Source organism: Streptomyces sp. NPDC001617 (genome assembly GCF_053596855.1).
The window spans coordinates 115,236-135,822 of sequence record NZ_JBSFHA010000013.1 but is presented as its reverse complement, the minus strand read 5'-3'; the positions used below and the strand labels follow the sequence as shown (position 1 = coordinate 135,822).

General features: G+C 70.8%; 19 protein-coding genes and 1 pseudogene. 9 read left to right on the top strand and 11 right to left on the bottom strand.

Annotated elements, in window-relative coordinates:
- The 3 genes from ACWC09_RS13210 to ACWC09_RS13200 all read right to left on the bottom strand — a co-directional run bounded on the left by ACWC09_RS13210 (position 1) and on the right by ACWC09_RS13200 (position 4,159).
- The gene (locus tag ACWC09_RS13210) at positions 1-2,136 is read right to left on the bottom strand and encodes a putative bifunctional diguanylate cyclase/phosphodiesterase (protein ID WP_450850615.1); all 2,136 of its coding nucleotides are present in this window, start codon (positions 2,134-2,136) and stop codon (positions 1-3) included.
- Positions 2,133-2,945 carry an SAM-dependent methyltransferase gene (locus ACWC09_RS13205; protein ID WP_450850614.1) on the bottom strand — a complete coding sequence of 271 codons (813 nt, stop codon included), beginning with the start codon at positions 2,943-2,945 and terminating at the stop codon, positions 2,133-2,135. Before ACWC09_RS13205 ends, ACWC09_RS13210 begins: the two co-directional genes overlap by 4 nt.
- Before the next feature lie 251 nt (positions 2,946-3,196).
- Entirely contained in the window at positions 3,197-4,159 is a 963-nt protein-coding gene (locus ACWC09_RS13200) for an SCO0930 family lipoprotein (RefSeq protein WP_450850613.1), read from the bottom strand.
- A gap of 726 nt (positions 4,160-4,885) precedes the next feature.
- Between ACWC09_RS13200 and ACWC09_RS13195 the strand changes: the two genes are divergently transcribed.
- The 3 genes from ACWC09_RS13195 to ACWC09_RS13185 all read left to right on the top strand — a co-directional run bounded on the left by ACWC09_RS13195 (position 4,886) and on the right by ACWC09_RS13185 (position 6,543).
- Positions 4,886-5,023: a hypothetical protein gene (locus ACWC09_RS13195; RefSeq protein ID WP_450850612.1), complete on the top strand. Its 138-nt coding sequence runs from the start codon at positions 4,886-4,888 to the stop codon at positions 5,021-5,023.
- Between the two features lie 16 nt (positions 5,024-5,039).
- A complete protein-coding gene (locus tag ACWC09_RS13190) occupies positions 5,040-5,804 on the top strand; it encodes a bestrophin-like domain (protein ID WP_450850611.1) in 765 nt (254 codons plus the stop codon).
- A gap of 199 nt (positions 5,805-6,003) precedes the next feature.
- Positions 6,004-6,543, top strand: a complete 540-nt coding sequence (locus ACWC09_RS13185; protein WP_450850610.1) for a hypothetical protein — start codon at positions 6,004-6,006, stop codon at positions 6,541-6,543.
- A 179-nt stretch (positions 6,544-6,722) separates the two neighbouring features.
- On the opposite strand, the gene ACWC09_RS13180 is transcribed toward ACWC09_RS13185, so the two are convergent.
- Positions 6,723-7,220, bottom strand: a complete 498-nt coding sequence (locus tag ACWC09_RS13180; RefSeq protein ID WP_450850609.1) for a hypothetical protein — start codon at positions 7,218-7,220, stop codon at positions 6,723-6,725.
- Positions 7,221-7,551: 331 nt separating this feature from the next.
- Here ACWC09_RS13180 and ACWC09_RS13175 point away from each other — a divergent pair, with 331 nt between their 5' ends.
- Entirely contained in the window at positions 7,552-8,208 is a 657-nt protein-coding gene (locus ACWC09_RS13175; RefSeq protein WP_450850608.1) for a class F sortase, read from the top strand.
- A 29-nt stretch (positions 8,209-8,237) separates the two neighbouring features.
- Here the strand turns inward: ACWC09_RS13175 and ACWC09_RS13170 are convergent, their stop codons facing one another.
- Both ACWC09_RS13170 and lysX read right to left on the bottom strand, forming a co-directional pair.
- Positions 8,238-9,074, bottom strand: coding sequence for a polysaccharide deacetylase family protein (locus tag ACWC09_RS13170; RefSeq protein ID WP_450850607.1), 837 nt, complete (start codon positions 9,072-9,074; stop codon positions 8,238-8,240).
- A gap of 665 nt (positions 9,075-9,739) precedes the next feature.
- A complete protein-coding gene (lysX, locus tag ACWC09_RS13165; RefSeq protein ID WP_450850606.1) occupies positions 9,740-13,018 on the bottom strand; it encodes a bifunctional lysylphosphatidylglycerol synthetase/lysine--tRNA ligase LysX in 3,279 nt (1,092 codons plus the stop codon).
- Between the two features lie 90 nt (positions 13,019-13,108).
- Here lysX and ACWC09_RS13160 point away from each other — a divergent pair, with 90 nt between their 5' ends.
- Positions 13,109-13,570 carry a universal stress protein gene (locus ACWC09_RS13160; RefSeq protein WP_450850605.1) on the top strand — a complete coding sequence of 154 codons (462 nt, stop codon included), beginning with the start codon at positions 13,109-13,111 and terminating at the stop codon, positions 13,568-13,570.
- Positions 13,571-13,573: 3 nt separating this feature from the next.
- Here ACWC09_RS13160 and ACWC09_RS13155 read toward each other — a convergent pair whose 3' ends face one another.
- From ACWC09_RS13155 to ACWC09_RS13145, 3 genes are all read right to left on the bottom strand, one after another.
- The gene (locus tag ACWC09_RS13155) at positions 13,574-14,221 is read right to left on the bottom strand and encodes a class I SAM-dependent methyltransferase (protein WP_450850604.1); all 648 of its coding nucleotides are present in this window, start codon (positions 14,219-14,221) and stop codon (positions 13,574-13,576) included.
- Complete coding sequence (locus ACWC09_RS13150; RefSeq protein ID WP_450850603.1) at positions 14,218-14,637, bottom strand: cytidine deaminase; 420 nt, start codon at positions 14,635-14,637, stop codon at positions 14,218-14,220. Before ACWC09_RS13150 ends, ACWC09_RS13155 begins: the two co-directional genes overlap by 4 nt.
- Before the next feature lie 212 nt (positions 14,638-14,849).
- Positions 14,850-15,668, bottom strand: a complete 819-nt coding sequence (locus ACWC09_RS13145; RefSeq protein ID WP_450850602.1) for an alpha/beta fold hydrolase — start codon at positions 15,666-15,668, stop codon at positions 14,850-14,852.
- A 72-nt stretch (positions 15,669-15,740) separates the two neighbouring features.
- On the opposite strand from ACWC09_RS13145, the gene ACWC09_RS13140 reads away from it, so the two are divergent.
- Positions 15,741-16,214, top strand: a complete 474-nt coding sequence (locus ACWC09_RS13140; protein WP_450850601.1) for a MarR family winged helix-turn-helix transcriptional regulator — start codon at positions 15,741-15,743, stop codon at positions 16,212-16,214.
- A 21-nt stretch (positions 16,215-16,235) separates the two neighbouring features.
- Here the strand turns inward: ACWC09_RS13140 and ACWC09_RS13135 are convergent, their stop codons facing one another.
- Positions 16,236-17,381, bottom strand: a complete 1,146-nt coding sequence (locus ACWC09_RS13135; RefSeq protein ID WP_450850600.1) for a CapA family protein — start codon at positions 17,379-17,381, stop codon at positions 16,236-16,238.
- A gap of 234 nt (positions 17,382-17,615) precedes the next feature.
- On the opposite strand from ACWC09_RS13135, the gene ACWC09_RS13130 reads away from it, so the two are divergent.
- From ACWC09_RS13130 to ACWC09_RS13120, 3 genes are all read left to right on the top strand, one after another.
- Positions 17,616-18,161 carry a sigma-70 family RNA polymerase sigma factor gene (locus tag ACWC09_RS13130; RefSeq protein ID WP_450850599.1) on the top strand — a complete coding sequence of 182 codons (546 nt, stop codon included), beginning with the start codon at positions 17,616-17,618 and terminating at the stop codon, positions 18,159-18,161.
- A 157-nt stretch (positions 18,162-18,318) separates the two neighbouring features.
- Entirely contained in the window at positions 18,319-18,834 is a 516-nt protein-coding gene (locus ACWC09_RS13125; RefSeq protein ID WP_450850598.1) for a hypothetical protein, read from the top strand.
- A 152-nt stretch (positions 18,835-18,986) separates the two neighbouring features.
- A complete protein-coding gene (locus tag ACWC09_RS13120; RefSeq protein ID WP_450850597.1) occupies positions 18,987-19,640 on the top strand; it encodes a zf-HC2 domain-containing protein in 654 nt (217 codons plus the stop codon).
- Between the two features lie 24 nt (positions 19,641-19,664).
- On the opposite strand, the pseudogene ACWC09_RS13115 reads toward ACWC09_RS13120, so the two are convergent.
- Positions 19,665-20,556: pseudogene (locus tag ACWC09_RS13115) on the bottom strand (aminoglycoside phosphotransferase family protein).
- Positions 20,557-20,587 lie beyond the last annotated feature (31 nt).

Here is a 20,587-nt window from a genome sequence, read left to right as displayed (position 1 = left end):
TCAGCCCGTCGCGTCCACCAGCGCCAGCTCGTGCAGCCGATCCGGTGGGCCCGGCCTCGCGTAGTACCAGCCCTGAGCCGTGTCGCAGCCCAGTATCCGCAGCTGTTCGGCCTGGGCGCCCGTTTCCACGCCCTCCACCGTTACCGCGAGGTTCAGGCTGTGGGCCAGGGAGACGATTCCCTCGACGATCTTGAGGTCCACCGGGTCGGCCGGGAACTGTTGCATGCTCTGGGTGAAGGAGCGGTCCAGTTTGAGGATGCTGACCGGGAGGCGGCGGAGGTTCGCCAGGTTCGAGTAGCCGGTGCCGAAGTCGTCGAGGGCGATGTCGACGCCCATCTCGGCCAGGCGGCGCAGGGGCTTCAGGAGGTCGTCGTCGGCACCGATGAGGGCCGATTCGGTGACCTCCAGGCACAGTGCGTCCGGCTCGACTCCCGCGCGCTCCAGGATGTCGACCGTGTCCTGGACCAGGCCGGGGTGAGTGAGCTGGCAGGGCGAGAGGTTGACGTTGATGCGGAGGGGGCCCGCGTCGTCGTACCGTTCTCGCCACTCGCGGGCCTGGCGGACCGACTGCTCCAGGACCCAACGGCCGAGCGGCACGATCAGGCCGGTGTGTTCGGCGAGCGGGATGAAGCGGTCCGGACCGAGGACGCCGTGCTGCGGGTGCAGCCAGCGGACCAGGGCCTCGGCGCCGCGGACACTGCCGTCGCCGAGGTGGACCAGCGGCTGGTACTCGATGAAGAACTCGTTCCGCTCCAGCGCGGCCGGCAGGGCCGTGGTCAGGCCGTGCCGGGTGATGGCGCGGGCGTCGGCCTCCTCGTCGGCTAGCTCGAAGCGGTTGCCGCCGGCCGACTTGGCCCGGTACATGGTGATGTCGGCGCTGCGCAGCACCTCCGCCGGGCTGCGCTCGCCCGCCGGGCCCTCGACGACGCCGATGGAGCCGCGGACGGTGAGCTCACGGCCGTCGATGCTGATCGGCGCGATCAGCGCGCCCATGATCCGGGCGGCGAGCTCGTCGACCTCGCTCTCGGTGTCGGCGCCGGTGGTCAGCGCCACGAACTCGTCGCCGCCGAGCCGGGCGACCATCTCGCCGGGGGCGGTCGCACAGCCCTGCAGCCGGTCGGCGACCTCGACGAGCAGCCGGTCGCCGGCCGCGTGGCCGAGGCTGTCGTTGATGGTCTTGAAGCCGTCGAGGTCGAGGTAGCACAGTCCGAACCGCTGGCCCTCGCCCGCGCCGAGGGCCTTCTCCAGGCGCTCGAAGAAGAAGGTGCGGTTGGGCAGGCCGGTGAGGGCGTCGTGCGTGGCCTCGTAGCGCAGCCGGAGGTTGAGCAGCCGGCGCTCGGTGGTGTCCTCCATGAGGGCGAGCTGGTACTGCGGGTTGCCGTCCGCGTCGCGCAGCAGGGAGACCGTCAGGTTGGTCCACAGGACCGTTCCGTCGGGGCGGTAGAAGGCCTTTTCGACGTGGTAGTGCTCGCGCTCGCCGCGGACCAGCTCGTCGTAGAGCGTCCAGGTCTGGGGGGCGTCGTCCGGGTGGGTCCACTCCCGGACGTTGCGGGCGCGGAGCATCTGGTCCGTCAGGCCGAACATGCGCAGCAGTGCGCCGTTGACCTGCAGGACGTTGCCATCGAGGTCGGCCATGCCGATCCCTATGGCCGCGCCCTCGAAGACCGCGCGGAAGCGGGCCTCGGTCGCGTGCAGCGCCTGGGCGACCACACCCTGCGCCTTCAACGCGGCGGCGGAGATGGCCTCCTGCTCGGCCAGCGTGCGCTCGCGCAGCGCCTGGGCGAAGCCGGCCGCCATGGCGTGCTGCAGCCGCGAGGAGCGCGCCCGCAGCTCCTCCTGGTCGCCGCCCTCACCGCAGTACAGGACGAGGTAGGCGTCCACGCAGTCCAGCGTGCGGCTGAGCGCTTCGGGGTCGGTGCAGTGCGCGGAGACCAGGGCGGCGCCCACCGCCCGGCCCGCGTCCGCCGCAGGCGTCCGGGTGTGCAGCGCCTGGCTCAAGCGCCGGGCCAGCGGCAGGAGTTCCTCCTCGAACTCCGGCCGGGTCAGCGACGTCGAGGTCACCGGGAAGACCGCCCGGCTCCAGATCGTCGCGAACCGGCGCAGTCTGTCCTCCGGCCCGTCCGGCTCGGCGGTCACGCGGTACGCCCCACGCCGGCGAATCCGGAGAAGGCGAAAGGATCCTCGTCCTCCGGTGCCGTGTCCGGCCGCCAGTGAGGCATCGGCACCACTCCCGGTTCCACCATGTCGTACCCCTCGAAGAACCGCGCGATCTCGTCACGAGAGCGCATGATCAGCGGGTTGCGAATGTCCTTGTACACGTCCACCGTGCCCGCGGCCTGCTCCGGTGGAAGCGGGATTCCCTCGTACGAGGCATGGGTGAGGATCAGCAGGCTGCCGGGCGCGAGTTCGTCGCGCAGGTGGGCCACCGCCTCGTACGGGTCGTCCGCGTCTTCCACGAAGTGCAGTATGGCAACGAGAAGCAGCGCCACTGGCCGGTTCAGGTCGATCAGGCGCCGTACTTCGTCGCTGTCGAGGATCTCCTGGGGCTTGCGGAGGTCGGCGGCGACGACGCCCGCGTCCTCGTTTCCGTCCAGGACCGCCTGGCTGTGCGCGACGGCGACCGGGTCGTGGTCGACATAGACGACCCGCGCGCCGGGGCTGGCGGCCTGGGCCACCTCGTGGACGTTGCCGAAGGTCGGGATGCCCGAACCGACGTCCAGGAACTGGGTGATGCCCTCACCGACCGCGTACCGCACCGCGCGGCGCATGAACGCACGATTGGCCTGCATGATCTTCGGCAGGCCCGGCATGAACTCCATCGCCTTGCGGGCCGCCTCCCGGTCGACCTCGAAGTTGTGCGAACCGCCCAGGTAGAAGTCGTAGATCCGGGAGACGCTCGGCACCGAGATGTCGATGCTCCGTGGGGCCCAGGCGGGACGCTCCATCTATGCTCTCCTCGGCTTAGGCGATCCGGTGTTCGAGCTGAGGCTACTGATCGCCTGCCAACGGGGCGAGCCGAAACGGAAATTGACCATCCGTTCCCGGTCACTGCCTGCGGCACGTGCTGTATGCACCCGGTGGAAAAGCGACAAAACGGCCGAACGCCGAAAGCGGTCCGCCCCCTCCGTGCGGTGCGGAGGGGGCGGACCTGCGATCGTGCGCGCGTCCGGTGCGATCAACCCTGGGGAGGTGACGCCTACTTCTTCGGCGCGCCGATCGGCTTCCCGTCGGGAGACATGACGTACCAGGTGCCCCCGACGCCCTGGCCGTTGGTGTCCCCCGGCTCGGTGTCACCGGAGAAGGTGTACGCCGGCCAGCAGTCGACGGTCATCTGCTTGACGCCGTCGGGCCGGGTGAAGCCCATCAGGCCCTTCTTCTCGATGCCCTTGGTGTCGTCCGGCGAGACGATCCCGACCGCGGGCCACTTCTCCAGGCAGGAACCGGTGCAGTTGGAGATCGGCTTCGGCCAGGCCACGTCCTTCAGGAAGCGGTAGACCGTCCTGCCGTTCTTGTCGACGACGATGTTGCCGAGCTTGGGGTCCTTGCGGACGGACAGGCCGGGCAGGCTGGCGAGGGTGGCCTTCTTGCCGTCGGGGGCGAGCGCGAACCACTTGCCGCCCACACCCTGACCGGCGATGTCCCCGGCCTTGGTGTCCTTGGCGTAGCGGTACGCCGGCCAGCCGCCGATGGTCAGCTGCTTGGTGCCGTCGGCGCGGGTGACCTCGCCGAGCAGGGCCTTGTCGATACCGGCGCCGGCCGTGGCGTCGTCCGCGGGAACCGGCGGCCAGGTCTTGGCGCAGTCGCCGTTGCAGTTCGACTTCGGCGGCTCGGCGGTGTCCTCGTCGAAGCGGTACAGCGTGAGGCCGGTGCCGTCGGTCAGCACGTTGCCGAGCTCGGCGTTCTCGCTGACGGCGAGCTTGCCGGCCGGTGTGGTCTGGGTCGAGGCTCCCTGCTGTCCGTCGGCGCCGTAGCCGTTGCTGGGACTGGCGCTGGCGCTCGCACCGACGCCGACACTGCCGTATCCGCCGGCCGGGGCCGTGGCGCCCACGTTCTGGCTGCCCACCGACGTGTTGCCGCCGCCCTGGCCGCACGCGGTCGTAAAGGCCAGGATGGCCGCGGCGCCCACCACGAAGGAGGCACTCCGCCAGGAGGTCTTCATCGTCAACAACTCCCCATAATCGCAAGGCTGTTGCAGCGCCCTGCTGCGCCGCCGCACGAGCATGAGTACGCATGGGACCTGCGGTTGTGTTCAACCGCCTCACAAATTTCTTTTCGGAACCTGTGCCACGGTCACGCCATCTCGCACACGCGTGCGTGGCTACGACCGTCCGGGGGGCGCCGATCAAACCGCCGTGCGGCCACGGTCCCCCGTTCGGGCCAATCACCGCTCACTCCGGCGCGCCATGGCGCGCAAGGCCCCATGATCTTCGTCGTGCATGGATCCGAACCGACCCAAACCGCCCTCGTCACAAGGGTGTTGACGCTGGTGACGCTGACCTGGCTGCTCGCGGGGGCGCCGGCCGGCGTAGCCGCGGCCGACGCCTGCGCGTCCGCCTCGACCGGCCCGGACGGCACGCGGGCGGTGGCGGTCGCCGGAAGCCTCAACTGGCCGACACCACCGGCCTGCCCGAAGCCCACGCCGACACCGACACCGACACCGACACCGACACCGACACCATCGTCGCCCTGTCCGAGTCCGAGTCCGAGTCCGACCCCGACGCCCCGGCCCACTCCACCACCCCGACCCAGGCCCACACCCACCCTCACGCCCAAACCGGCACCGAAGCCCGCGCCGCCACGCCCCACGCCCCCTCCCCCGCCCGCCCCGACGCCGACACCGATCCCCACCCCGACGCCGTCGGCCAAGCCCACCCCGCATCCGTCCGTGGCGCCCGTGAGCTATCCGCACTACCGGGCACCGACGCCGAGCCGCCCGACCCACGACAGCCCCTCACCGCTCGTCTTCGTCCTGCTCATCACCGCGCCCGCAGCGATCGCCGTCGCCGCGCTGCGACCCCGCTGACCCTTGGAGACCCCTCTTGTCGGATTGGCTTGTTCTCACCCTCGCGATGCTCGCCGCCTGCGCCGTGGTGGTGATCGTCACCGTCGTACGGCACAAGGCCGCCCCCGAGGACGAGGACACCAGTGAAACCCCGGACGTCATCGAGTACATGACGATGTGGATCGGCGTGGTGTACGCCATCGTCCTCGGCCTGGCCATCGCCGGGGTGTGGGAGGGCCGCAGCGCCGCCCAGGACCACGTCCAGGCGGAGGCGGTCGCGCTGCACGAGATCTCGCAGCGCGTAAGGGTCTATCCGCCCGACGTCCGCGACCGCATTCGGGACGATGTCAACGCCTATGTCGGACAAGTCGTCACCACGGAGTGGAAGACGATGTCCGACCACGGCAAGGTCACCGCGCACGGCACCGAGCTGTTCCAGCACATCCGTACGGACGTCACCGACTACCGGCCGAAGAACGACTTCGAGGCCCAGGCCTACCAACCGCTCCTCGACCAGGTCACCGCCGCCGACCAGGCGCGCAACGCCCGCTCGGACTCGCTGGGAGCGACCATGCCGGGCGTCGTGTGGTTCGGACTGCTGGCCGGAGCGGTGATCACGATCGGCATGATCTTCGCTCTGCAGATCCGGCGCACCCTGCGCGAACTGGTCCTCGCCGGACTGTTCTCCGCACTGATCGCCTTCCTGCTCTTCCTCATCTGGGACTTCGACGCGCCCTACAGCCGCGGCATCACCGCCTCGGCGGCGCCCTTCCTGAGCCTCTTTCCTCATATCAAGGCCTGACAGCCCCTCATCCGACGGGCCACCCGGAAGACAGCGGCCACGCCGCGCGTGTCCCCTGGGTGGCCCACACTGTTGCCCCATTCGCCCGACTGCGATCGCGCAGGCGCACACCTGTTCCTAGCGTTTCGGTCATCGAGGTGCACTTCTGGCGCAAGCGGAAAAGGTCCGCAGCTGCTCCTCGGGGACCCGGAGGATTCACATGCGCGCGATACGCGTCGCTTCGGCCGCACTGCTGGGCGCCTGCGCCCTCACCCTCTCCGCACCGGCCGCCGTCGCGAGCGGCGGCGGCAACATCACGCCGTTCGGCTTCAGCGTCCTGCCCTCGACCGTCGCGGCGGGCGGCCAGGTCACGCTGCAGCTCAACAGAGACGGCGGCTGCAAGGGGCCGGCGACGGTCACCTCGGCCGTCTTCGACACGGTCACGATCCCCCGGGGGCGCTCGACGGCGACGGCGACGGTCGACTGGGACGCCAGGGCCGGCGCGACGTATCAGGTGACGTTCACGTGTGACGGCGTGAGCGGGTCGACCGATCTGACCATCGCCGGCGGCCGCCCGGTGGGCCCGACGCCGGTGCCGGTCAACCCGGTCAACCCCAACCGACCGGTGCACGCCGGTGAGGGCGGCTCCATCGCCGGGTTCGACCTCCGGGAGATCGGCCTCGGCGCGGCGCTCGTCGTGGGCTCGGTCGCCGCGGCGTACCACTTCTCGCGCCGCCGCACCGGCGAGGGCGGCGCCTGACCGGCACCGCCGACCCGTACAGGCCTTCGCCCCGGAACCCTCTCGAGGGTTCCGGGGCGAAGGGCTTCCCCTGTGCGTTCCGCACTCCGAAGGGGAGGAGCTCGGAAGGGGGGAGCCCAGAGATGAGCTCAGAAGAGGGTGAGCTCGGGAAGGGGGCAGGCTCGGAAAGGGCGAGGGGCTCAGATCCGCTTCTCCGACCGGCGGCGCATCCAGAACAGTCCGCCGCCGACGACGGCCGCGGCCACCAGTCCGCCGCCGATGGCCATGTCCGTCGGTGTCGCCCCGGTGGTGCTGCCGCCGCCGAGACCGCCGCGGACGCCACCGATGACGGTGTAGGCGGCCGGGTTGGTCAGGGTCTGGCCGTTGCAGGTGACCGTGATGCTGTGCGACCCCGTCGAGGCGTTGTTGTTGACCGTGGCGGTGCCCCTCGACGTGTTGCTGGAGTCGACGCGCCTCAGGACCGTGGGCGAGAACGCGTCGGAGGTCGCGGTGGCGACGCCCGACCCACAGCCGTCGACGGTGATGGTGAGCTGCCCGCCGCGGGCGATGACGCTGGGCAGGGCGACGAGGTTGCTCAGGGTGTTGGGCATGCCGTCGCGTGCGACGGCCGTCGGGGCGGCGAGCCCGAAGGTGGCGACCGCGGCGGCAGCGGCCGCCAGGGCACGAGTGGTACGCATGTGATCCTCCGCGGAAGACGCCCCGGGTCCCGTCCCCGGCATGTCGGCGAGAAAGCGCCTCCCAGAAAGACCCTCAGTTGCCGTGCGCGGGCCCGCATTTCGGCGATGGTCCGTCCCGGTGAGAGAACACGCCGGGCAAGGAGCACACAATCGGATATCACCGCAGGTCACGGACTGTCAGAAAATTACTTTCGGCGGCGACTCGGATGGCGCACCACTGTCGTACGGGCCACCCGTTCGCGTCTGCCCCGTCGCCGGTTTCGCGCGCGGGACTTAGCGTTCTCGTATGCGCGAATGACGGGGCGACGGCCGCGTCGAGAGGGGAAGTCGAATGTCTGCGTTCGAGCTGGCCGAAGAAGAGGAGCAGCCGAAGAAGCGCGCTCCTTGGGGCGTGATAGCGCTTGTTCTGCTGACCGGCCTCGCACTCATTCGGAATGGTTCGGGAGAGTTCGACGTGGGTCCGCCGCAGCCCGCCTCGGCAGCTGCGGCGGACAGTCGTGTGCCCGGCACCTTCGCCAAGGCCCAGGCGTTGCCGTTCTCCGTACCGGACCGGGTCAGGATTCCTTCGATCCGGGTCGACGCGCCGGTCATGCCGGTCGGTCTGGACGCGGACGGCTGGGTCGGGGCACCGCCGCCGGAGGACCCGAATCTGGCGGGCTGGTTCACCGGGGCGGTCTCGCCCGGCGAGAAGGGCACCGCGGTCGTGGTCGGCCATGTCGACAACAAGATGGGCCCCGCCGTGTTCTACGGACTCGGGGCGCTCAAGAAGGGACATCGCGTCGAGGTCGCCCGTAAGGACGGAAAGACGGCCGTGTTCGAGATCTACGGCATCGAGGTCTTCGCGAAGAACAACTTCCCGGGGGACCGCGTCTACGGCTCGAAGGGGGATCCGGAATTGCGGGTCATCACCTGCGGGGGCGGCTTTTCCAAGCAGCATGGTTACGACGGGAATGTCGTCGTCTTCGCTCGCCTGGTCGAGGTCCGCTGAGCGTCCCCGACCGGGCGGGCGGAATCCGGTTATGCGTAACGCCGTCTCGGTACGGTCATGTGATAGCCGGAGTCCAGCAGGTGCGGCAGATAGTCCTTGAGCGCCCGGACACTCTGGGTGCGGTCGCCCCCGGCGTCGTGCGAGAGCACCACGACGCCGGGGGCGGCACCGTCCTCGACACGGTGGACGATGGTCCGGGTGCCCGGGATGGTCCAGTCGAGGGTGTCGACCGTCCACGCGAGGGGTTCCATGCCCAGCTCGGCGCCGAGCTGGAAGGCGGCGCGGTTCCAGGCGCCGTAGGGGGCGCGGAACCACAACGGCCGCTCCCCGTAGGCGTCCTCGATGACATCGCTGGTGCGCTCCATCTCGGAGTGGATCTGGGAGCGGGTCAGCCGGGTCAGCAAGGGGTGGGACCAGGTGTGGTTGCCGACGACGTGCCCCTCGTCGGCCATCCGGCCGAGCAGGTCCCGGTTCCAGTCGGCCTGCTCCCCGCACACGAAGAACGTCGCGCGGACGTCGTACTCGGCCAGGGTGTCCAGGATGTGGGGTGTGTAGCGGGGGTCGGGGCCGTCGTCGAAGGTCAGCACCATGGTGCGACCACGGCCCGACACGCGCAGGAACGGCTCGTGCCGCACGGGGGGCAGGCCGGGTGCCGCACGCGGCGGCCCGTATCCGGTCAGGGGCTGGAGGCGGTAGGCGGAGGGCTTGAGCGCGGCGCGCGCCTGCGGGCCGGTGGCGGGTACGGCGGGCCGCACCGGCTCGTCGCCCCCGCCGAGCGCGAACACACCGGCGGTGCCGGCCGCACCCAGAGCAGCGGCGCCGGCGATCAACGCCCGGCGCCGCGTGAGCAACTGATCCTTCTTCATGACTCATCAGTCGCCCGCCGGAAGGCGGACGCCCCACTCAGACACCGGTGCGGCGGCAGGAAAGTACCCGCATGGCCCAAGCGGGCGGAACATCCGACGCGCCGAGAGAGCCGAGAGCGGGTCGGACAGCCCGGCTGACCGGCACGGAATTCGCTTTCGGCAGGCGGTTGTTCCGGTGTTCCGGATGGCGTGCGCGCACGCCATCACTGGAGCGATCCCTCATGCTCCCTCCCCCTCCCGTCCTCGGCGACACCCCGGACGCCACCCTGGCCGCCTTTCGCGCCCGCGCCGCTGACGACCCCGGTGTCCTCGGCCTGGTGCTCAGCGGGTCACAGGTGCACGACGGCATGCCGACCGCCCGGTCCGACCACGACCTGCATGTCGTCCTGCGCGACCGCGACGCCTCACCGCTCAGTCAGCTGGCCCGGTTCCGCGAGTACCGCGGCCGCCGGATGGCTCGACGCCTGCGTCAATCAGACCTGCCGCTCCCTCAAGAGCCACCGCGACGGCCGGGACGCGGTCGGGCACCTGGACGCCGGCGAGTGCGGCCGTACAACAAGACCGTCGCTCGGCGAGGAGCGGTGGTGGCGGTGCTGCGGCGGATTCCGGCCGACGGGGACCCGGGCTCGACGCCTGGGGAGAGGATCTGGAGCTGCTGCGATGAGTCAGCGGCGGCGCACCAGGGGGAAGGGCAGGGTCTCGCGGATCGTCAGGCCCGTGAGGAACATGACCAGCCGGTCGACGCCGATGCCGAGGCCTCCGGTGGGCGGCATCGCGTATTCGAGGGCGTCGAGGAAGTCCTCGTCCAGCTCCATCGCCTCGGGGTCGCCGCCGGCGGCCAACAGGGACTGGGCGGTGAGACGACGGCGCTGTTCGACCGGATCGGTCAACTCCGAGTAGGCGGTGCCCAGTTCGGTGCCGAAGGCGACCAGGTCCCAGCGTTCGGCGAGCCGCGGGTCGGTGCGGTGCTGGCGGGTGAGCGGGGAGACATCGGTCGGGAAGTCCTTGTAGAAGGTGGGGAGTTGGGTCTTCTCCTCGACCAGCCGCTCGTACATTTCGAGTACGACGTCACCGCGGCCGTCGTCGGCGGTGTACGGGACGCCGGCGCGGTCGCACAGCCGTTGCAGCGTCTCCAGCTCCGTGTCGGCGTCGACCTTCTCCCCCAGTGCCTCCGAGATCGCGCCGTAGACCGTCTTGACGGGCCAGGCGCCCGAGATGTCGTACTCCTTGCCGTCCTTGTGGGCGATCGGTGTGCCGAAGGCTGCGGTGGCGGCGCCCTGGATCAGTTCGCGGGTGAGGTCCAGCATCACGTCGTAGTCGGCGAAGGCCTGGTAGGCCTCCAGCATCGTGAACTCGGGGTTGTGCTTGTAGGAGACGCCCTCGTTGCGGAAGGTGCGGCCCATCTCGAAGACCTTCTCCAGGCCGCCGACGCACAGCCGCTTGAGGTACAGCTCGGGGGCGATGCGCAGATAGAGGTCGAGGTCGTAGGCGTTGATGTGGGTGGTGAAGGGGCGGGCGTTGGCGCCGCCGTGGATCTGCTGCAGCATCGGGGTCTCGACCTCGAGGTAGCCACGCTCCAACAGGCCCTGGCGCAGGGCCTGTACGGCGGTGGAGCGGGCGCGGACGACCCGGCGGGCGTCGGGGCTGGAGACCAGGTCGAGGTAGCGCATGCGGACCTTGGCCTCGGGGTCGGCGAGGCCCCGGCGTTTGTCGGGGAGGGGGCGCAGGCACTTGCCGGTGAGCTGCCAGGAGGTCACGAAGACGGTCGGTTCGCCCTTGTCGCTGGTGCTCGCCCGGCCCGTCGCGGTGATGTGGTCGCCGATGTCGATGTCGGCGGTGAAGCGGTCGAGCGCGGGGCCGGATTCCTCGCGGGTGAGGGCGAGTTGGTGGTCGCCCGACCAGTCGCGCAGAACGGCGAAGACGATGCCGCCGAAGTCGCGGACGAGCATCACCCGGCCCGCGACGGTGACGTCCCCGCTCTCGGGGAGGTCGGCGAGGGCGTGGGTGCGTGCGGGAATCCCCACGGGGTACGGCTCCGTGCCGTCGGCGCGCAGCCGGTCCACCTTGTGGTGCCGGACCCGGAACTGTTCGGGCAGGCCCGCGAGGGGGTCGTCGGGCCCGGCCTCGTCCCCTCCGGCGAGGCCGAGCGCCGACAGCGACGGCAGGCCCTCCGTGGTGGCGGGCCTGGACGCGCCCTTCGGGTGCCCCTTTCCCCAGAGTTTGCGCAGGGACGGTACCGAAACGAAACCTTCGGCGATCCCGGAGGCCAGGCCGATGCGGGCGAGGGCACCGGTGTCGCCGTAGCAGATGAAGCGCGGATACCACTCGGGGTGGTACTTGGCGTTGGAGCGGTACAGGGCCTCCAGTTGCCACCACCGGGAGAAGAACAGCAGCAGCCGCCGCCACAGCCGCAGCACCGGTCCGGCGCCGATGCGGGCGCCCTCCTCGAAGGCGGAGCGAAAGACGGCGAAGTTGAGGGAGATCCTGTGTACGCCCAACTTCGGTGCGACGGCGCAGAGTTCGGCCACCATGAACTCCATGACCCCGTTGGGGGCGCTGCGGTCACGGCGCATCAGGTCGAGGGAGACGCCGTCGCGGCCCCAGGGGACGAAGGAGAGCAGGGCGAGGAGACGGCCGTTCTCGCCGAGTGCCTCCACGAGGAGACAGTCGCCGTCGTCCGGGTCGCCGAGGCGGTCGAGGGCCATGGAGAAGCCGCGTTCGGTCTCGGTGTCGCGCCAGGCGTCGGCCCTGTCGACGATCTCCTCCATCTCCTCGTCGGTGAGGGTGGCGTGGCGGCGGATGCGGCAGGTGGCGCCGGTGCGGCGGACGCGGTGGACGGCCTGGCGGGTGACCCGCATGTCGCGGCCGTCGAGGTCGAAGCCGGCGACGTCCAGGACGGCCTCGTCGCCGAGTTGGAGGGCGCCGAGTCCGGAGCGGGCGTAGGCCCTCGCGCCGTCCTCGGAGGCGCCCATCGCGGCGGGCGCCCAGGCGTGTCGGCGGGCCACGTCCAGCCAGGCGGCGATGGCGTGCGGCCAGGCCTCCCGGTCGCCGACGGGGTCGCCGCTGGCGAGGCAGACGCCGGCCTCGACACGGTAGGTGACGGCGGCCTTGCCGCTGGGTGAGAAGACGACGGCCTTGTCACGGCGGGTGGCGAAGTAGCCGAGGGAGTCCTGGTCGCCGTAGGCCTTCAGCAGGGCGCGGATACGGGACTCCTCGTCGCCGTGCAGGGCGGATTCCATGCGCTGCGAACGGAACAGCGCGGCGGCCGCGTTGAGGAGGGCGAGGGCGCCGAAGAGGCCGAGCAGGAAGAACAGGGCGCGGGGCGGGCGGCCGTCGAAGGAGCGGCCGGAGACCAGGCCGCCGCAGACGCGGTTGGCGGCCCACAGCAGGTGCTGGCTCTCGGGCAGGGTGCCGGGGAAGAGGGCGACCAGGCCCCAGCCGACGAGGATCCCCAGGCCGAGCCCGGCGAGCAGGACCCCGACCGCCCGCCGGACGGCGGCCCGGCGCGAGGCGGCGTAGAACTCCCGGCGGGCGGCGATCAGAAGGACGAGCAGCAGGCCGCAGACGACCAGAGACGGTATGGACTCGGCGTACAGGCCGAGCAGCACGTCGGCGGCGTCGTCGATGACGAGGAGCCCCAGGTAGACGACAACCAGCCACCACGCGACCTTCTTACGGGCGGCGGTGGCGCCGGCCAGCAGGAAGAGGAAGACGGCATAGGCGAGGTTGGCGCTCACCGGGACGGTGAGCAGGTCGAGGAAGCGGACGACGGGGCGCAGCAGGTCGCGCAGCGGCGGGATGAGGGCCAGCAGCGCGCAGAGCAGGCCGAGAACGCCGAAGAAGGTCGCGAAGGCTTCGGGCACCCTGCTCGTCCGCCCGTTGCCGGGCGGCCGTGTCGGGCCCGTGGCGTCCTTCGGTGGCATGACCTCCACGGTGGCACTCATGTTCCGACTGTAGGAAGCCCCCGGCCGCCTCGCCCGTCGAAGGGGCCCGGACAGGCTGCCGGACCTGCGGCTTCCGATAGCCTCACAGCCGTGACGGAACAGTACTCGCACCAGTTCGAGCGGGGCACGGACGGGCCCAAGGTCATCGTGGTCGGAGTGGACGGCTCCGACTCCTCCCTCCGCGCCGCGGCCTATGCCGCTGGCCTGGCCCGGCGACAGCGCGCGCTGCTCGCCATCGTCTACGTCCAGCCGGTGATGGCGGCGGGTGCGGCGATGGGGGCGCCGGTGGCCGAGACGACCGACGAGATCGCCGAGAACCTCGTCGCCGAGATCCGCGACGCGACCGAGCGCATGAAGGGGATATTCGACGTGCGCTGGGAGTTCCACACCTTCCGCGGCGACCCGTACAGCGGCCTGGTCAAGGCGGCGGACGAGCTCAAGGCCGACGCGGTGGTGGTGGGCGCCTCGGAGCAGGCGGGACACCGGATCGTCGGGTCGGTGGCGGTGCGGCTGGTGAAGGCGGGGCGGTGGCCGGTGACGGTGGTGCCGTGAGCCTCAGCGCTTGCGGGCCAGCAGTTGCACCCCCTGGGACCGGTGGCCGTTCATCGTGACGACGTCGATCCGGCGCTCGGCCACGAGGTCGACGTCCGCAAGGAGGGCACGCAGCTCGGTGATGTCGTGGTGCCGGCACACGGAGCCGTCGTCGGTGGCGAACACCCCGTACGGGGTGACGAATCGGCGGGCGTGGGCGGTGTAGCGTTCCCGGTTGCGTTCGTCGTCCTGCAGGGTCATGTCGCTGACGTACAGCAACCCGCCGGGGGCCAGGACGCGGACCAGTTCGGCGACGAGGGCGCGCTGTGCCGCCGCGTCGGGGACGCAGGTGAGCACCGCGAAGAGCAGGACGACGTCAACGCTCGCCGACGGGTGGGGCAGAGTCGGCGGGGACCGCAGTACGTCGAGGCGCAGGTCCGGCCTCGATCGACGGCCGCGCTCGACCAGACCGGAAGACGGATCGACCCCGGACACATCGCTGAACCCGCGGTCCTTCAGCTCGGCCGTCACACGACCGTACCCGCAGCCGTAGTCCAGGATCCGGGCGTCCCGGCCCACCCCCGCCAGCCAACTGTGGTGCACGGGGTGCGTGAACGTCTTCGTCGCGCCGACACCGTTCCAGTACGCGACCTGGCTGCCCACGGCCCTCATGCGGACCCGGCGTCGAGCTGGTGGTCGGCCCAGACGTAGCTCTCGGGCAGCAGGTCGGTGACGGGGACGGCGCGGACGCGGTCGCCTTCCCCGACGATCACCTCGATGGCCGGGAAGTAGTCGAGGAGTACCTGACGGCACCGGCCGCACGGGGCAACGACTCCCCGGTCGCGGTCGCCCACGGCGACGATCGTGTCCAGCTCGTAGACGCCCTGCGCGGCTGCCGCACCGATGAGGACCAGTTCGGCGCACGGGCCTCCGGTGAAGTGGTAGGCGTTCACCGCGGTGACGATCTGCCCGTCCCGGGCGCGGGCGGCGGCCGCCATGGTGTGGTTGTCGCCCCTGCAACGCGTGCGGGCGACATGGGCCGCGGCCTGGATGAGTTCGTGGTCGAGGGGATGGGCCCCGGTGGTCATCTTCTCCGCCTTCGTAAGGTGCCGTGTGGCAGCATGCTGCCCTATTGGCGGCCGACCGCGATCGACGCAGGCGGCATCATCGGCGCGGGCACCGGGGGTTCGGGGGCGTTTCGCCCCAGAAGACGCAGCATCCTCGCCGGGACCGCGGCCAACGGTACGGCGGGTCCCGCGCCCCTCGTCTCCTTTTCCTCACCGCCGGCGCCGGCCGGGCGTCAGAGGGCGTGGAGGAAGTCGAGGAGCAGGGCGTTGAACTCCTCGGGGCTCTCCATGTTCGGGTAGTGCGAGGTGCCCTCGACGAGCACCGAGCGCCCATTCGGGACGGTACGGGCGAAGCGCTCGGCGTCGGCGATCAGGTCGGGCGAGTCGAGGGCGCCGTTGACGGTGAGCACCGGGACGTCGATCTTCGGGGCCCGGGGCCGGGGGTCGGTCATCGGCACGTGCCAGTTCCGTTCGCCCGGTGTGTGCTTGGCGATGGTGTGCAGGGCCATCTCGCTCAACCGCTCCAGGATGGCCGGGTCGACGTCGTCGACCGTGCGGTTCAGGCCGGCCACCGCTTGCAGGAACACCTTCAGCCAGGCCTCGATGTCGCCGGAGTGCAGCAGTCGGGCGGACTCCGTCACGAACTCCAGGGTGCGCGGGTCGGTGTACTGGAAGTCGCTGGTCGTGGCTCCGCTGAGGACGATCGCCCGGACCAGCTCCGGGTACTCGATCGCGGTGTCGCTCGCGACGGCCCCGCCCATCGACACCCCGACCAGGACCGCGGGACCGGCGTCGAGGTGCTGGAGCAGGCCGGCGAGATCGTCGGCCCAGCGGAAGGGCTCGCTCGCGTTGGCCGACCAGCCGTGGCCGCGGACGTCCGCGGCGACCACCCGGTACCCCGCTGCGACGAGGGCCGGCGTCTGGGCCTCGAAGACACGGTGGTCGACGTACCCGGAGTGGAGCAGGACCACGAGATCGCCGCTACCGGTGTCACGGTAGGCGAGGTCGCCGTCGGTGGAGGTGTAGTAGCTCAGTTCCGAAGCAACTGTCATGACAACCAAGGTGTCATCTTCGCTCGACTTTGACAACCCAGTTGTCATGATGATCCGGTGCATGATGGGCGGGTGAACGACATCGACGCGCCCCTGCCACCCGACGATCTCGGCCATCGCGTCAGCGAAGTGTTCGACCTGATCGGCGCGCTCTACCGGCGCGGTCTGCGCAAGCTCGAACAGGGCGAGGAGGTCGAGGGGGTCTCCGTCGGCGTGCGCTCCGTCCTGGTCCTGCTGCACCGGTACGGACCCATGACGGTGCCTCAGATGGGCCGGGTCATGACGCTGACCCGGCAGTTCGTCCAGCGCATGGTCAACGACGCGATGGACCGGGGCTGGGCGGAGGCCACGCCCAATCCCGCGCACCAGCGGTCCTCGCTGATCCGGATCACGGACGAGGGCGAGACCGTCATCACCGCGATCCTGGAGCGCGAGCACGCCCTGAACCGGCAGGTCGGGGGCGGGCTGACCGAGGCCGAACTGCGCGCGTGCGTACACGTGCTGAAGGAGATGCTGCGGACCTTCGACCACGTGGACGTGGACTGAACCGGACCGGAGCGAACCGCCCTACTCCCCCATCACCAGCCCGTCCTTCGCCGCGCCCCGGCTGAGGACGACGTCCCGGATTCGGTCCCGTACGCCCTCGACGTCGGCGCCCTGCTCGATCGCCCGGTTGAGGTTCACCACCCGCCCGGCGTCGATGTCGAACAGCTGCGGGATGAACTCGGCCCTGGTCACCTCCCAGCGGCCTCCCGGGCGGCCGGGCGGCACGAAGGTGAAGCGGCCGATGGTCGACTGGTTGCCGCGCGGGTCCTGCACGCCCTCGTGGTTGAACATCTCACCGGCGATCTGGTCGCCCATGCCGTAGACGACCCAGGTGCCGTTGACCTTCTCGTACGCCTGCGGGACATGGGCATGGGTGCCGAGGATGAGGTCGATGTCGGGCCGGCCGCCGGTGCGGGAGGCCGTGAGCTGCTGAGCCAGGGCGAGTTGCTGCCGGTCGGGCTGGTCCTGCCACTCGGTGCCCCAGTGCAGGGAGACGACGACCACGTCGGCGCCCGCCTTCCGGGCGGCCCGGGCGTCCGTGATGATCTGGTTCTCGTTCATGAGGTTGACGGCCCAGGGCTCACCCACGGGCAGGGGGAAGCCGTTGGTGTCGTAGGTGTAGGCGAGGTGGGCGACCTTCGCCGGGCCCGCACGCAGGAGGGTGACGGTGCGCGCCTCGGCCTCGGTGCGGGCCGAGCCGGCGTGCCGTACACCTGCGCGGTCGAGGGCGTCGAGAGTGCGGCGGATGCCCTCGGCGCCGTCGTCGAGGGTGTGGTTGGAGGCGGTGGAGCAGTCGTCGTAGCCGGTGGCGGCGAGGCCCTGGGCGACCTCGGGCGGGGACTTGAAGGTGGGGTAGCCGGTGTAGTCGCCGTTCGCCCCGTAGACGGTCCCCATGTGGCACAGCCCCAGGTCGGCGCGGGAGACGACGGGTTTGACGCCGGCCAGCATCGGCCGGAAGTCGTAGGCGGTGCCGCCGCCGTCGAAGAGTGCGCGGTCGATGATCGAGCTGTGCGGGAGTACGTCACCGGAGGCGACGAGCGTGAATCCGCGGGCCGGAGCCGGGGGCCCGGCCTTCGACGCCGCTTGGTGGTGCTGGGCCTGGCAGGCGGCGCCCCCGGCGAGGATGGCCGTGAGGGCCAGGGCAACCTGCCGTCTGCGTGCAATCATCAGCTCACCCCATGTTGGTCATATTTGCTGACAAACCGTACGGAGTGGAGCGAGTCGCCCCCGGCTCCGACCCGCCGATTAACCCGTCCGGCACGCGGGGAGGGGACACCCGGAGCCATCCGTACCGGGCACCGGGGACCGTTCGTCGTACCGTTCGTCGACGCGATCGACCGTCCGCCGCAGATCCCGGCGCGGGGCCTGTCCCGAAACGGCCCCCTGCGATGCCATACGCGCATGACGGCCGGAACCACCCTCACGAACGGGACGACCGCCGAGCACGAGCTCGCCGCACTGCAGCGGGAGCACGGCCGGCCCCTCTTCGCGCTCCTCCTCCGGCTCTGTGACGGCGACCGGCAACGCGCCGAGGACCTCGTGCAGGAGACCCTCGTCCGCGCCTGGCAGCATCCCGAGGCGCTGCGCGCCGACGACTTCGACTCCGTACGGCCGTGGCTGATGACCGTCGGACGGCGGCTCGCGATCGACGCGCGGCGGGCCCGGCAGGCGCGGCCGGCCGAGGTCGGGGACGCGGTGCTGGAGAACGCGCGGGTGATCGCCGACCATGCCGAGCGGGCCGCCGCCGCCCTCGATGTGCGCGAGGCTGTGAAGACACTCACTCCGGAGCACCGTGAAGTCCTGGTGCTCGTGTACTTCCAGGGGGCGAGTGTGGCCGAAGCCGCCGAGGCCCTCGGGATTCCGCCCGGTACCGTGAAGTCCCGCGCGTACTACGCGCTGCGCGCCCTGCGCCGGGTGCTTCCCGGATATGCGGCCGACCTGCGGTGAAACCGAGGGCTGAGTCAAACCTCCGTAAAGCGCCTTGCTGAGGACCCCTGTTGGGCCATCAGCTGTCCTCATCCGTGTTCCGGACTGGGGGGCTCGGGGTCCACACAATGGGCCCGGGGTCGGGCGACGCGCACGCACCGGAGGAAGGCAGGAAGGGATGCTGCACAGAGGTCAAGAGAGCACGGACGGCGCCGACGGCGGTGAACTGGTCATTCCCATGGCCTGGTTGTACGCCGAGTACATCGCCGACGAGCTGCTCAGGACGGGCGATCTGATGCCGCCGACGTCCATGGAGTTCCGCGCGGGGCGCGACGCCCTCGCGCTGACCATCTTCCTCTCGGACACGGACGGCGAACTCTCCGGCATCCGGGTGGTCACCCAGCTGGAGACCTGGCTGTCGCTGACCGCCTATGACCAGCCGTGGCAGGACTGGGTGCGGGAGCGGCTGGCGGATCTCGCCGCCGTGGCGGCCGAGTCCTGCGCCCCCGCGCCGGACCTGGATCTGGCGGAGGCGGCCTGGCGCTGGCTGGAGGAGACCGAGTTGCTCGCGCCCGACCTGAACGCGGTGCCGGGCGGGGCCGTAGGGGTCGGCGAGGACGAAGGTCCGAAGGTGTGGACGAAGGCGTGGCAGCTCGGGCTGCCCCTCGGTCATCTCGCCATCCACCTTTTTTAGACTCTCTTCGATTCGGACCAATCCTCGGGCCGTACCGCTACGAATCCCAAGGTTCACGATTCTGTGTGTGCCTTGAGTGAATCAGCGGTCTGGTGCGTACCGGTGGGAGCAAGGAGTAACCCACCCCGCACCCAACGGCACGAGGATTCGGCATGAGGTCCCAGGAAACGCACCGCGACGTCGCCGCGTACGCGCTCGGCGTGCTGGACGAGGCGGACGCCTTCCGCTTCGAGGACCACCTCATGGAGTGTGCGCGCTGCGCCGCTCACGTGACCGAGTTCGGACCCGTCACCCGGCAGATGATGCTGTACCGCCGGGCGACGCCGAGGTTCGTGAGCCCCATGACCCGGCCCGGCCCCCAGCTCCTCGACCGGCTGATGGGCGCGGTGGCGACTCGGCACCGGGCCACCCGGCGCCGCTTCCTCTACGGCCTGGCCGCCTCGGTGGCCATCGCCGCGGCAGGGCCCGGGGTCATGATGCTCGCGGCCGGCGGAAACCACCACGCCGTGCAGATCGCGGCGACCGACGCGAAGACCGGCGTGTGGGCGCGGATCACGACGGCGGACGAGGACATGGGCAGCGACGTCACGCTGGAGGTGAAGGACGCCGCGGGCCCTCGCTCCTGTCGGCTGATCGCCATCGGCGACGACGGCTCCGAGCAGACCGTCACCAGCTGGACCGTCCCGAGCCATGACGCCCGCCCGATCACCATGCGGGGCAGCACCGCGATGCACACCGACGAGATCGTCAGGTACGAGGTGCGTACGGCACAGGGCCAGCATCTGGTGACGTTGAACCCCCGTTGAGGAAACGGCTGTTGCGGATACGGTTCACCGGTCCGCCGGCACTCGCTCGAGTGTCGCCCAGCCCGCGGGACCCCAGGTGCGCTTGCCGCCCGGAAGCCCCCGCTCCCAGGCCTGGCCGATACGGATGAGACCCAGGGCGCGCAGCACGGCCCAGCCGCGAGCGCGTCGGATCGTCGCCTCGTCCGCGGCTCCGTAGGCCTCGAAGAACCGGCCCGCCGCTCCTGCCGGCAGCAGCAGCCAGGCCGCGCAGAGGTCCGTCGCCGGGTCCCCGGCACAGAGGTCACCGAAGTCGATCACACCGCAGAGGGTTCCGTCGGCGACGACGACGTTCGCGGGGTGGAGGTCGGCGTGCAGCCAAAGGGGCGGGCCCTGCCACTCCGGCGCCTCGACCGCCTCGTCCCACACCTGCCGGAGGTCGGCGACCGGGACGCGGGCGGCGAAGGGGTCCAGGTCCTCGGGGAAGTGCCGCGCCAGGAACCTGAGAGGAAGACCACGGTCCGGGCTCACGGGAGCTTCGGGGGGGCGCGGGTTGGTGCAGGGCCCTGAGGAATTCCGCGAGGGTGTCGGCCGCTTGCTCGCCCCGGCTGACGGGGACATCGTCGGCGGGCTCGCCCGGCACCCATCGCGCCACGCTCCAGGGGCTCGGGAAGCGCGCCGAGGGTTCGCCGATGCGTACGGGGGTCGGGACCGGCAGCGGCAGTCGGGGGGCCGGCAGAGGCAGCCACTGGTGCTCCTTGCGCAGGAGGTCCGAGGCCCGGTCGGTGCACGGGATGCGCACGCCCAACTCCGGTCCCAGCCGCCACAGTTGGTTGTCCCAGCCGCCATCGACCTCGCACAGGGCGAGCGGTGCGAGGTCCGGGTGCTGCTCGTGCAGGAGGGAACGCACCAGGTCCGTTTCGATGTCGAACCTGTTCACGGGTGTGACAGTACGGTCCGCTGTTGCGCTG